This window comes from Mycobacterium pseudokansasii (assembly GCF_900566075.1).
Lineage (GTDB): Bacteria > Actinomycetota > Actinomycetes > Mycobacteriales > Mycobacteriaceae > Mycobacterium > Mycobacterium pseudokansasii.
This window is the reverse complement of sequence record NZ_UPHU01000001.1, coordinates 825,176-837,542: the sequence shown is the minus strand read 5'-3', so window position 1 is coordinate 837,542 and position 12,367 is coordinate 825,176. Positions and strand designations below refer to the sequence as shown.

Here is a 12,367-nt window from a genome sequence, read left to right as displayed (position 1 = left end):
ACGAACACCTCGGCTTGCCGATTTACTGTTGACTCAACGCCCGGAGGGTCCGCCGGGTTCCGCGGGTCCGATAATCCCCGCTAGCCGTGCCGGCTCACGGTGTAGTCGACCAGCGCCGCCAGTGCCTGCCGACCCGGAACCTCGGGCAGCAGGTCCAGCTCATGACGCGCCGCGGCAGCGTATTTGCCCAGCACCTCCTTGGCCATGGCCATCCCCGGCGACGCGCGCAACAGCGCCAGCGCCTCGAGCACCGCGTCGTCGTCGTGGATGGGTCCGGCCAGCAGCGCACGCAGCCGTGCGCCGTCGGGCCCGGTATCGCGCAGCGCGTAGAGCATCGGCAGCGTGCGCACGCCTTCGCGCAAGTCGGTGCCGGGCACCTTTCCCGACTCGTCGGATTCGCTGTCGATGTCGATGATGTCGTCGGCGATCTGAAAAGCCGTGCCGACGATGCCGCCCAGGCGGCTCAGCCGCTCGACCTGATCACCGTCGGCGCCGGAGAACATGGCACCGAACCGGCCCGCGGCCCCGATCAGGCTGCCGGTCTTCTCATGCACCACCGTCAGGTACTGCTCGATCAGGTCCGCGCCTTCCGGGGCGCCGCGAGTCTCACGCATCTGACCGGTCACCAGGGCAGCGAAGGTGTCGGCGACGATCCGCACCGCGGCCGGCCCCAACCGGGACACCAGCCGTGACGCCGTCGCCAGCAGGTAGTCGCCGGCCAGAATCGCGACGTTGTTACCCCACCGTGCGTTGGCGCTGGGGGCGCCGCGGCGGACCTCGGCCTCGTCCATCACGTCGTCGTGGTAGAGCGTCGCCAGATGGATCAGCTCGACGACCGCGCCGGCGATGATCACTTCCTCAGCCTCCGGGTCCGGCCCGACCTGGGCCGACAGCACGGTGAACAGCGGCCGGAACCGCTTACCCCCGGCCTTGAACAGGTGCAGCAGCGAGTCGATCATCACCACGTCGGCGCTACGCAACTCGGTGTCCATGAGCTGCTCGATCCGCGCGACACCGTCACGCACAGCCGTGGCGAACCGGGCATCCCCGAAGTCGACGCCTGCCACCACCGTCGCCGGAGTTTTCATCCGACCAACATACTGGTGAGCATGAAGACCGGAGCCGACCTGGTAGTCGTGGGCGCCGGACCGGCCGGGTCGGCAGCGGCCGCCTGGGCTGCCCGCAGCGGCCGGGACGTACTCGTCATCGACTCGGCCGGTTTCCCCCGCGACAAAGCCTGCGGTGACGGCCTGACGCCGCGAGCGATCGCCGAACTGGAACGGCTGGGGCTCGGCCGGTGGCTGGCCGGCCGCATCCGCCACCACGGCCTACGGATGAGCGGATTCGGCGGCGAGGTGGAAATCGCCTGGCCCGGACCGTCCTTCCCGGCGCACAGCAGCGCGGTGGCCCGCACGGAACTCGACGACCGGATCCGCAAAGTCGCCGAGGACTGCGGGGCCCGCATGCTGCTTGGTACGAAAGTCGTTGCAGCGCATCATGACTCGTCGCGGCGAGTGGTGTCGGTCAGGTTGGCCGACGGGACCGAGGTGGCCTGTGGGCAGTTGATCGTCGCCGACGGCGCGCGGTCGCCGCTGGGCCGCAAGCTGGGCCGCCGATGGCATCAGGAGACGGTCTACGGCATTGCCGCACGCGGCTATTTGACGACCGAGCGCGCGGACGATCCGTGGCTCACCTCGCATCTGGAACTGCGCTCTCCCGACGGCGCCGTGTTGCCCGGCTACGGCTGGATTTTCCCGCTGGGCAACGGCGAGGTGAATATCGGCGTGGGAGCGCTGTCGACCACCAAACGACCGGCCGAGCTGGCGCTGCGGCCGCTGATGTCGTACTACACCGACCTGCACCGCGACGAGTGGGGCTTTCCCGGCGAGCCCCGGGCGGTGGCGTCGGCGCTGCTGCCGATGGGCGGCGCGGTTTCCGGGGTGGCCGGGCCGAATTGGATGTTGATCGGCGATGCCGCGGCGTGCGTCAACCCGCTCAACGGCGAGGGCATCGACTACGGGCTCGAGACCGGGCGGCTGGCCGCCGAAGTGCTGGACGCAGCCGACCTGTCCCGGGTGTGGCCGTCGCTGCTGCACGACCACTACGCCCGGGGATTCTCGGTGGCACGCAGGCTGGCGTTGTTGCTGACTTTCCAGCGGTTCTTGCCCACCACCGGTCCCGTGGCGATGCGCTCCACCACATTGATGACGATCGCCGTGCGCGTGATGGCCAATTTGGTCACCGACGACGACGCCGACTGGGTGGCGCGGGTGTGGCGCGGCGCCGGTCGGGCGTCGCGGCTGATCGATCGCCGGCCGCCGTTCAGTTGAGCCCTGCTGCGCCTCTTGCGACGTGCAGCAGAGGTGTATAGTCCGGCTAATGAAGGGAACGGGGCTGGCTCTTATCGCCTCCACAGCCGCGGTCACCGTCGTGCTGGCCGCACCCGCGCGGGCCGACGACTACGACTACACATTCAAGCAAACCGTCAACGGTTTCGGCGTTTACGGCCCGCAGGACCAGCTCGCGTGGCTGGCCAAGATCAGCTGCGAGCGGCTGGAACGAGGCGTCGACCACACTGCCTACAACTCGGCGACCTTCCTGCAGCGCAACCTGCCGCGCGGGACCACGCAGGGGCAGGCGCTGCAATTCCTGGGTGCCGCCATCGACCACTACTGCCCCGAGCAGGTCGGCGTTCTGCAGGGTGCCGGCATCAGCTAATCGGGTTCGCCGGTCTTGTACCCGGCATGCAGCGCCACGATTCCGCCGGTCAGGTTGCGCCACCGCACCGCCGACCACCCGGCCCGCGAAATGTGGGCCGCCAGGCTCGCCTGGTCCGGCCATGCCCTGATCGACTCCGCGAGGTACACATAGGCGTCGGGGTTGCTGGACACCGCACGCGCCACCCGCGGCAACGCCCGCATCAGGTATTCCTTGTAGACCGTGGCGAACAACGCGCTTGTGGGCGTGGAGAATTCGCACACCACCAACTGGCCCCCGGCCCGGGTGACCCGGGCCATCTCGCGCAACGCGGCCGGGAAGTCGGCCACATTGCGCAGCCCGAAACTGATGGTGACCGCGTCGAATACCCCGTCGGCGAACGGCAGCCGAGTGGCGTCACCGGCGACCTTGGGCACCTTGCGGGCCCCGCCGGCGGCCAGCATCCCGACCGAGAAGTCGGCCGCCACACACCATGCGCCGGACTTCGCCAACTCCACGGTGGACACCGCCGTGCCCGCGGCCAGGTCCAGCACCGTGTCGCCGGGACCGATCCGCAACGCCGACCGGGTGGCGCGCCGCCAGTACCGGTCCCGGCCCAGCGACAGCACGGTATTGGTCAGGTCGTAACGGCGGGCGACACCGTCGAACATCGACGCGACGTCCCGGGGATTCTTGTCCAGGGCGGCGCGGCTCACCAGCCAGACGCTACCCGCCTCAGGCGGACTGCGAACTGCCGGCGCCGTTCGTTCGCCGCCCCCGCCAGCGCGGGCCCGTCAAGCGCGTATCACCCGGGCCGGCCGTCGTCGCCGGTCGCCCCGGTCTGACCGGCCTGACCGGCAACGCCAGTCGACAACCCCGCCCCGAAAGAACCTCCGGACCCCGGGTTGCCGCCGGTGCCGCCGGCACCCGCGCTGCCGCCGGCGACCGACGCGCCAGCATGGCCCCAAAGCCCGCCTGCCCCGCCAATACCGCCGCTTCCGCCGTTGCCACCGGCACCTCCGGTGCCGCCGTTGCCGCCATTGCCGCCATTACCGCCGGCACCGGCCAGGTTCCCGACAACCAAGCCGGTGTTGCCGCCGCCGCCGCCGGCGCCGCCGGTGCCGCCCATGCCGCCGCCGCCAGCGTTTCCCCCGATGCCACCGGCGCCGCCATCACCAATCAGGAAACCACCGTGGCCACCGGCACCTCCGGCGCCGCCCGTGCCGCCGGTGCCCCCGGTACCTCCGACACCCCCAAAACCACCCGCTCCGCCGTTACCGTTGGCGCCTCCACCCGCGGCGGGTGCGGCGCCGCCGCTGCCGCCGGAGCCACCGGCACCGGCGGTGGCGCCGGTGCCACCGGCACCGGCGCCACCACCCACGCCACCGGATCCGCCATTGCCGATCAGTAGGCCGCCATGACCGCCCGCGCCTCCGGCGCCCCCGGAGCCGCCGGAGCCACCCGCGGTGCCAACACCGCCCGGCCCGCCCGAACCGCCACCGCCGCCCACGAAACCCGGCCCGCCGGTGCCCCCGGTGCCGCCATCCGCGCCGGTACCCCCAGCGCCCCCGGTGCCGCCGGTGCCGGCGTGTCCTGAGGAAGTAAAGGAAGTACCGCCCCACGCACCGCCGGTGCCACCCTGCCCTCCCGCGGCGCCCGCACCGCCGTTGCCCCCGTTAGCGCCATTGCCCGCTTCCGAGCCGCCAAAGCCGCCATCACCGCCCGCACCGCCCGGGGCGCCCACCCCGCCGTTACCCCCGACACCCCCATTACCCCCGTACGTAGTACCGCTGCCGCCGACGCCGCCGGTACCGCCGGCCTGCCCCTGGGTGGGGCTGCTGACTCCATTGGTGCCGGCTCCACCGTTCCCACCGAAGGTTCCAGCGCTACCCGGTGAGCCGTCGCTCGCCGGGGGGCCGGCAGGCAGCGGGCCTGGGTTGACGCCGTCGGCACCGGTGGCACCCAGTCCGCCCGCCCCACCGGCCCCGCCCTGACCGAAGAACCAGGCCGATCCCCCGCTGCCACCCGCCCCGCCATTCTGGCCAGGCATGATGGCGTTGCCACCGGCCCCACCGGCCCCACCGCCGCCGAACCACAACCCGCCGCTACCGCCATTGCCCCCGGGCGCACCCGGCGCACCCAGACCACCGCTGCCACCCCAACCGAACAACCCGGCGTCACCGCCGTTGCCGCCACCGGGATGGGTACCGCCACCGGATCCGCCATTGCCGCCGTTGCCGAACAGCAGCCCACCGGCCCCGCCGTTTTGCCCCGTCCCGGGCGCCCCATTGGCGCCGTTACCAATCAGCGGGCGTCCCAGTAGCAGCTGTGTGGGCGCATTGATCACACCCAGTACCTGCTGCTCAAGGACCTGCAGGGGTGCGACGTTAGCGGCTTCAGCGGCGGCATAGGCATTCCCGGCAGCAGTCACGGCCTGGACGAATTGGCCATGAAACGCCGCCAGCCGCGCGCTCAGCGCCTGGTAGTTCTGGGCGTGCGCAGCAAACAGAGCCGCGATAGCCGCAGACACCTCGTCAGCACCCGCCGCCGCCAACGCCGTTGTCGGAGCGGCCGCCGCGGCGTTGGCCACACTGATTACCGACCCAATGCCCGCCAAATCCGTTGCGGCGGCTGTCACCAGATGCGGTACGGCGATCACATACGACACCACGCCGATCCTCCTCGCCAGCCCACCAACCGCAGCATCAGCCGCTAGGGGCCCGAACACGCCGATGCTATCGCCATGCCGGGATGTGCATCGGCACATTAAGCAACTTAGGCGCCCAATACCGCGACCCGGAATTGGACCCGCCACGAACCCGCATCCATGAGCACCCACGACGAGAAAGACTCCGAGCATCGAAACCTGAAACGTGCCTTAGGCTTAGGCACGACGCGTTCGCCACACCGAATCGCGCGCCCGCGCAGCCGGCGAGAGCACCGCCGCGTAGTGGCCCAGCAGCTCGTCGCAGATCGCCGGCCAGCCCCGGCCCAGCACACTGCGCCGCGCCGCCGGTGCGTAGCGGCTGCGTTCGGACACCAGGTGCGCGACGGCAGCCGGCAACCGGGCCTCGAACTCGGCGACCGGCAGCAGCAATCCGGTGCGGTAGGGGACAACCAGGTCGCGGGGGCCGCCGGCGTCGGGGGCGATAACCGGCAGCCCCGACGCCAGCGCTTCCTGCACGACCTGACAGAACGTCTCGTGTTCGCCGGGATGCACGAAGACGTCCATGCTGGCATATGCCCTCGCGAGCTCGTCACCGTGCAGAGCTCCGGTGAAAAGTGCTGTGGGCATTGCCGATTCGAGTTTGCGACGGTCGACTCCGGCGCCTACGATGACCAGCCGCACCGCGCCGGAGGCGCTCAGCGACGCGAGCCGCTCGACATGCTTCTCCGGGGCCAGACGGCCGACAAAACCGACAATCGGCCTACCGTCGGGCGACCAGTGCCGGCGCAGCGCCGCGTCGCGGGCGGACGGCACGAACCGCAGCAGGTCGACTCCGCGCGCCCATCGGTGGACTCGCGGGATACCTTGGACGGCAAGGTCTTCCATGGTTGCCGTGGACGGCGCGAGGGTACGGTCGGCGAGGCTGTGCAGGTGGCGAAACCAGACCCACGCGGCCCGTGACGCCAGCGGAATGCCGTAGCTGGCGGCGAACCCCGGTACGTCGGTCTGGAACACCGCGACCGTCGGGGCGCCGAGACGGCGGGCCGCGCGCAGCCCGCCGTAGCCGAGCAGCGCCGGTGACGCCAGATGCACCACGTCGGGGTCGAAGCCGCGCAGCACCCGAAGGATCCGCGGGGTCGGCACACCCAGTGGCAGCGTGGTCACCTTGGGGAACATCCGGGCCGGCACCCGGTGGACCCGGAGACCGTCATGCAGCCGGTCGGCGCGCGGCTCGCCGGGCGGGTTGTCCGGGGCAATGACGAGGGCCTCATGACCGGTGCGGCGCAGATGCTCGAGTATGTGGAGCACCGAGTTGCTGACGCCGTTGACGTTGGGCAGGAACGACTCGGCGACGATCGCAACGCGCACCCGGCTACGGTGTCAGGCCTGATTGTCGGCAAGGTTTCGCACGGGCATACGCGGCGCGAAAACTAGCCGCACGGCGGGCTGTTCAGGTGCTTGTCCAGCCGCCGGTCCAGCAGGGCCAGACCGATCAGCGCGACCGCCGCGGCCAGCCAGGCCACGACCGCGATAGACCCTGCCGGGATGATCGCCAGGCTCGCGTTGCGGTGCTGCACCCGGACCAGATTGGGATCTTTCTTGTTGTATTCGACGTAGATCCGCATACCGGTAGCCAGCTCGGAGGGATACAGCACGCCGAGCTCGGGGCGATAGGTGATCCGCTCGGGTGTGACGAACTCGATGGTGGAACGGCGCGGGCCGGCACTGAGCACCTCGGCCTGCGCGACGCCCATGTTGCGTTCGATGGCCAGGTCGTTACGCCAGGCGCCGGCCACCAGCAGCACCGACTGCAAGGTGACCAAGGCGGTGATGATCAGGACGGTGATGCGGACCCACCGCACCACCCGTCGCGGCCAGGTGTCCGGCAGTTCTTCGCTGGTGCCATGGATCAGGATGCGCAGCAACAGCTTTGGCGAAATCACAGGGCCGCCTTGATAGCGGCGTGCAATTGCCGCAGCGACGACCGGTCCGCTTTGACCTCGAGCACCCGCAGTCCGGGGTTGGGTTCGTCCAACGCGGCCCGCAGCTGCTGGACCTCGATCTGGCGGCTTTCCACGTGGTAGGCGCGACACAGCGCGCCCACGTCGACGTCGTGTGGGGTGCCGAAGATCCGCGACGACACGTCGGAGAACCGCGGGTCACCCTGCTCGAGCAGTTCGAAAATGCCGCCGCCGTTGTCGTTGGACACCACGATCGTCAGGCGCTGCGGCGTCGGCTCGGTGGGACCGATCAGCAGCCCGGAGCTGTCGTGGACGAAGGTCAGGTCTCCGATCAGGGCGATGGTGCGACCTTGGTGCGCCGTCTCATAAGCCCGCTCATAAGCTAAAGCCGCGCCGATGGCCGTGGAGACGGTGCCGTCGATACCGGCGACGCCGCGGTTGGACCGGACCTGGATGCCCCGGGTGTTCAGCCCGACCAGGGCCGCGTCGCGCACCGGGTTGGACGCCCCGAGGACCAGCTGGTCGCCGGGCCGCAACGTGTCAGCCACCGCCGCGGCGACGTGCAGACCGGTGGTCAGCGGGTGGGCCGCCAGCTGCTCGCGCACCGCGGCGAGCGCGTGGCGATTCAGGTCCGCACAGCGCTGCAGCCACTTCGGGTTGGGCGTGCCGCACAGGACCGCCCTGGTGCCGGTGGCCTGTGAGTTGCCCGAGACGTCCGGCCAGCGCGGCCCGGTCGTCAGCGCGTAGACCGGCACTGCCGGGTTGGCCAGCAGGGCCGACACCGGGCGATGCAGCGTCGGGCGGCCCAGCATGATCACCTGTTGGGGACGCAGCAGCGGCAGGGTGAGCGGATGCAACGGGTTGGGTGCGTACGGCGCGGTCGGCTCCGCGACGGTCGGCAGCTCCGCCAGATTGCGGTTCACCCCGGCGCCGTGTCCGGCGATGACGACGGTGTCTGCCGACACGTCGATGTCCAGCGGCTGGTCGAAGGTGACCGGCGGTGTGTAGGTCCACGGTTTGCCGTCCGGCCGGCCCGGGGGCACGGCGGCGCCGTGGGGCTCCGGGTCGGGAACCAGCGGTTCGCGCAACGGGATGTCGAAATGCACCGGTCCGGCGTTGGCGGTACGAGAACCCTTGGCCGCCACCAATACTCGGCAGGTTGCCGATCGCCACGTCGCGTTGAGGGCGGGCAGGCGCTCGGGCGCATCCTCGGCCAGACCCAGGCTGATAGTCGCGCGGACCTGGGTGCCGAAGTAGCCGAGTTGCTCCATGGTCTGGTTGGCGCCGGTGCCCAGCAGTTCGTAGGGCCGGTTGGCCGAGAGCACGATCAGCGGCACCCGGGCATAGTTGGCCTCGACCACGGCCGGGCCGAGGTTGGCGACGGCGGTGCCCGACGTCATCGCGACACATACCGGTGCGCCCGCCGCGACCGCCAGCCCAATCGCCAGATAACCGGCGGTGCGTTCGTCGATGCGCACATGCAGCCGAACCCGGCCGGCCCGGTCGGCGTCCTGCAGCGCGAATGCCAGCGGCGCGTTTCGTGAACCCGGACAAAGAACCACGTCGCGGACGCCGCCGCGAATCAGCTCGTCAACGACGACGCGGGCCTGTGTCGTCGAGGGGTTCACCAGTACAGGGTGTCACAACCCGCGGTCAAGGCGTTCAGGCCTTGACGCTGGCGAAAAACCGCAGCACCGCGGCGTTGACGGGCTCCGGCCGCTCGAAGAAGCCGAGGTGGCCGGCATCGGGTATCTGCAGGTAGCGACCGTTGGGCAGGGCGTCAGCGACCTCTCGTCCCAAGTGCGGCGGGGTCACGATGTCATCGGCGAAGCCGATCACCAGCACTGGCGCGGCAATATTGCGGTAGGCGGGCAGCCGGTTGGTCTGCGGCGAGCAGTCCAATTGACACCGAAGTCCCGGTGTCTGCTTGACCGGCCACATGGAGAACATCGCGATCCAATCGGCCACGGCCGTGTCGTCGTTGAGCGTCTTGCGCGAAAAGCTCTCCAGCAGGCGAGCTCTCGCATCGTATGCGAGCGGCAACTGGGTGCCGGAGTCATACAGCTCGGCCTCGGCGGCGCGGAAGAACTGCCGGGCGCGGTCCAGCCGGCCGCGGGTGGCCATCAATACCGCGGCGCTGACCAGTTCGGGCCGCACCACCATCAGCTCCTGGGCGATATAAGCGCCCATGGATACCCCGACGATGCGCACCGGGGCGATACCCAGGGATTCGATCAGCGCCGCGGTGTCGTTGACCATGGTCTGCGTGGTGAAGCCCTCGGCGTTTTCGGTGGCGCCGACCCCGCGATTGTCAAACGTGATGCAGCGATATCCGGCGGCCAGGAACGCCGGGACTTGGTGAGGATGCCAGGTGCGTCCGGCACCGCCGCGACCGGCGATAAAAAGGACCGGGTCACCGGTCCCTTTGTCGTCGTAAGCCAGGTTGATCACCCGAACGACGGTACAGCAGCGGGTAGCAGGCCTTGATCCGATCGATCCACCATTGCCGCCGGTCAGGCGGCGCGGCCAGGGCGTGCAGCCGCGCCGGGTCGGGCGTGACCGGCCCGACAGCCACAGTGCCGTCGACGGGCATGACCGGATCGGTGACATCCTCGACGAACAGTCCCCCGGTGCCCAGCCCGCAGGCGTGATCGAGCTCGGGCAGGGCCGCGGCGGCGGTGAGGCCATGGCTTATGCCCACGGCCGAATCCAGCGCGCTGGAGATCACCACCGGGATGTCGATCTGCGCGGCGATGTCCAGCAATGCCGAAACTCCGCCCAGTGGAGCAACTTTCAGCACGGCGACATCGGCGGCCCCGGCGCGGACGACGGCCAGCGGGTCGTCGGCCTTGCGGATGGATTCGTCGGCGGCAATGGGCACATCGATCCGCCGGCGCAGCTCGGCAAGTTCGGCGACGGTCGCGCAGGGCTGTTCGAGGTATTCCAGCGGGCCGTCGGCCGTCAGGGCGGCAGCGGCCGCCACGGCCCGGGCGACGCTCCAGCCGCCGTTGGCGTCCACCCGCACCGTCGGGACCAGCCGCCGTACCGCGTTGACCCGCTCGACGTCGTCGGCCAGGCTCTGTCCCGGCTCGGCGACCTTCACCTTGGCGGTGCGGGCGCCGGGGAACCGGGCCAGCACCTCCGGCACCTCGGCGGCGGCGACGGCGGGCACGGTGGCGTTGATGGGGATACGGTCGCGTCGCACCGGCGGCGGCTCACGATAAGCGGCCTCTAGGGCCGAGGCCAGCCAGGCGGCGGCTTCCGGCGGCTGGTATTCCAGGAATGCTCCGAATTCGCCCCAGCCGGCAGGGCCGTCGATCAACGCCACCTCACGGGTGGTGAGGCCGCGAAAGCGCACCCGCATGGGCAGAGCCACGACGTGTACGCGGTCCAGCAAGTCCGCCAGCGCGGGCGTCACTGCCGATAGACCTGCCGGCCCGCCAGAAATGTCGCCCGCACCTCGAGATCGGCGATCTCCTCGGGCGGAACCGTCCGCGGATCCGCCGACAGCACCACCATGTCCGCGTACTTGCCCACCTCGAGCGAGCCGACGACGTCGTCGGCGAACATCTGCCAGGCGGGATCGAGGGTCTGCGCACGGATCGCCTGCTCGACCGTCAAACACTCCTGGGGGCCCAGCACCCGACCGCTGGGCGCCACTCTTGTCACAGCCACGCTGATGTTGCGCAGCGGTTCTTCCGGGGTCACCGGCGGATCGTTGTGCAATGAGATCCGCATGCCGGTGGCCACCGCGGACCCGGCCGGCATCCAGCGGGATCCGCGTTCCGGCCCGAACAGGCCGTCGACCACGACGTCACCCCAGTAGTGGATCTGGTCGACGAAGATGCTGCAGGTGACGCCGAGTTCGGCCGCCCGCTGCAGTTGGTCGGGCCGGATGGCGCCGACGTGCTCGAGTCGCAGCCGGTGATCCTCGCGCGGGTGCGCGCGCAGCACGTCTTCGTAGACATCGAGGATGGTGTCGACACCGGCGTCGCCCTGCACGTGACAGGCCATCTGCCAGCCCTTGGGGAAGTAGGCGTGCACGATTTCGGTGAGCTGCTCGCGGGTGTAGTTGGCGCAGCCACACGAGCCGGGTGGCACACCGATGGTCCGGGTGGCTGCGGTGTCCAGGTAGGGAAAAGACAGGTCAATGTTGCCGACATACGGGGAACCGTCCACCCAGATCTTGATTCCCACCTGACGCAGGATGTCGTCGCCCTGGCCGGGCGTGGCGTCGGTGGACATCCGCGCAGTGGACATCTCGTAGGTGCGTAACCGCACCGTCAGATCGTCGCGGACCTGCTCGACCAGTGGCCCGTAAGCCGGATCGAAGGCCATTTCCGAGCACATGGTCAGGCCTGCACGGTTGAGCCGGACACATTCGGCCCGCAGCATCGCCGGGTAGTCGTCGGGTTTGATCGCATCGCCCAGCAGGGAGAACACCGCCCCGATTTCCACGGCGGTGCCGTCGAGTTCCCCGTCGGCGTCGCGGCCGTAGCTGGAGCCCTTGGGATCGGGAGTGTCGCGGGTCAGGCCGTTGATCCGGGCCGCGTGCGAGTTGAAGAAGGCCTTGTGGCCGGAGTTGTGGATGATCACCAACGGCCCCTCGGGCGCCGTCTCGTCGAGCCAGGCCAGCGTGGGTTTCGGAAGACCCGACTGCAGCAGCGGGTCCCAGCCGTTGAAGTAGGCGCCCTCGGCTCCGCGTCGGGCGACTTCGCCGCGGATCGCCTCGACGACGGCGTCGGCCCTGCCGATGGTGACCGGACGGATGTCGACGAACCGGTCTGACAGCGCGACCGCTTCCATCAGCGGATGGCCATGGGCCTCAACGAAACCCGGCATGACACAGCCCGAACCCAGGTCGATGGTCCGGGTGTCGGCGCCGATGAGGTCGTTGACGTCGGACCGGTTTCCGACGGTGACGATCCGGCCGTCGGTCACAGCGAGCGCTTCGGCGGTGGGGCGGGACTCGTCGACGGTGAGCACGGTTCCGATAATGACGAGATCTGCATGGCCCATGAGCGGCGATCCTAGTGATAAC

At 70.0% G+C, this 12,367-nt stretch carries 10 protein-coding genes and 1 pseudogene; 2 read left to right on the top strand and 9 right to left on the bottom strand.

What is annotated here, in order from left to right:
- Positions 1–80: 80 nt before the first annotated feature.
- Complete coding sequence (gene grcC1, locus EET10_RS03870) at positions 81–1,088, bottom strand: nonaprenyl/(2E,6E)-farnesyl/geranylgeranyl diphosphat synthase (protein ID WP_063468305.1); 1,008 nt, start codon at positions 1,086–1,088, stop codon at positions 81–83.
- A gap of 21 nt (positions 1,089–1,109) precedes the next feature.
- On the opposite strand from grcC1, the gene menJ reads away from it, so the two are divergent.
- Both menJ and EET10_RS03860 read left to right on the top strand, forming a co-directional pair.
- Positions 1,110–2,330 carry a menaquinone reductase gene (menJ, locus tag EET10_RS03865; RefSeq protein ID WP_036398599.1) on the top strand — a complete coding sequence of 407 codons (1,221 nt, stop codon included), beginning with the start codon at positions 1,110–1,112 and terminating at the stop codon, positions 2,328–2,330.
- Between the two features lie 49 nt (positions 2,331–2,379).
- Positions 2,380–2,718 carry a DUF732 domain-containing protein gene (locus tag EET10_RS03860; protein WP_036398601.1) on the top strand — a complete coding sequence of 113 codons (339 nt, stop codon included), beginning with the start codon at positions 2,380–2,382 and terminating at the stop codon, positions 2,716–2,718.
- Here EET10_RS03860 and EET10_RS03855 read toward each other — a convergent pair.
- The 8 genes and pseudogenes from EET10_RS03855 to EET10_RS03820 form a co-directional block, all read right to left on the bottom strand.
- Positions 2,715–3,413, bottom strand: a complete 699-nt coding sequence (locus EET10_RS03855) for a demethylmenaquinone methyltransferase (protein ID WP_036398603.1) — start codon at positions 3,411–3,413, stop codon at positions 2,715–2,717. The two genes, EET10_RS03860 and EET10_RS03855, sit on opposite strands and share 4 nt — an antisense overlap.
- Positions 3,414–3,502: 89 nt before the next feature.
- Positions 3,503–5,365 (bottom strand): PE family protein, encoded by a 1,863-nt coding sequence (locus tag EET10_RS03850; protein ID WP_122502737.1) that lies wholly within the window; start codon positions 5,363–5,365, stop codon positions 3,503–3,505.
- 216 nt (positions 5,366–5,581) lie between these two features.
- Positions 5,582–6,733, bottom strand: a complete 1,152-nt coding sequence (locus EET10_RS03845) for a glycosyltransferase family 4 protein (protein WP_063466993.1) — start codon at positions 6,731–6,733, stop codon at positions 5,582–5,584.
- Positions 6,734–6,795: 62 nt separating this feature from the next.
- Entirely contained in the window at positions 6,796–7,308 is a 513-nt protein-coding gene (locus tag EET10_RS03840) for a DUF3592 domain-containing protein (RefSeq protein WP_036398604.1), read from the bottom strand.
- Positions 7,305–8,954, bottom strand: coding sequence for a 2-succinyl-5-enolpyruvyl-6-hydroxy-3-cyclohexene-1-carboxylic-acid synthase (gene menD / locus EET10_RS03835; RefSeq protein WP_036398606.1), 1,650 nt, complete (start codon positions 8,952–8,954; stop codon positions 7,305–7,307). Before menD ends, EET10_RS03840 begins: the two co-directional genes overlap by 4 nt.
- A gap of 34 nt (positions 8,955–8,988) precedes the next feature.
- Positions 8,989–9,777 (bottom strand): alpha/beta fold hydrolase, encoded by a 789-nt coding sequence (locus EET10_RS03830; protein WP_036398608.1) that lies wholly within the window; start codon positions 9,775–9,777, stop codon positions 8,989–8,991.
- Positions 9,774–10,690: pseudogene (locus EET10_RS03825) on the bottom strand (o-succinylbenzoate synthase). Before EET10_RS03825 ends, EET10_RS03830 begins: the two are co-directional and overlap by 4 nt.
- A gap of 50 nt (positions 10,691–10,740) precedes the next feature.
- On the bottom strand, positions 10,741–12,345 hold the full coding sequence (locus tag EET10_RS03820; protein ID WP_036398610.1) for an amidohydrolase: 1,605 nt from the start codon (positions 12,343–12,345) through the stop codon (positions 10,741–10,743).
- Between the last annotated feature and the right edge of the window lie 22 nt (positions 12,346–12,367).

Coding starts and splice junctions, on each gene's coding strand:
- grcC1 (WP_063468305.1), bottom strand. CDS start 1,088: ATGAAAACTCCGGCGACGGTGGTGGCAGGCGTCGACTTCGGGGATGCC.
- menJ (WP_036398599.1), top strand. CDS start 1,110: ATGAAGACCGGAGCCGACCTGGTAGTCGTGGGCGCCGGACCGGCCGGG.
- EET10_RS03860 (WP_036398601.1), top strand. CDS start 2,380: ATGAAGGGAACGGGGCTGGCTCTTATCGCCTCCACAGCCGCGGTCACC.
- EET10_RS03820 (WP_036398610.1), bottom strand. CDS start 12,345: ATGGGCCATGCAGATCTCGTCATTATCGGAACCGTGCTCACCGTCGAC.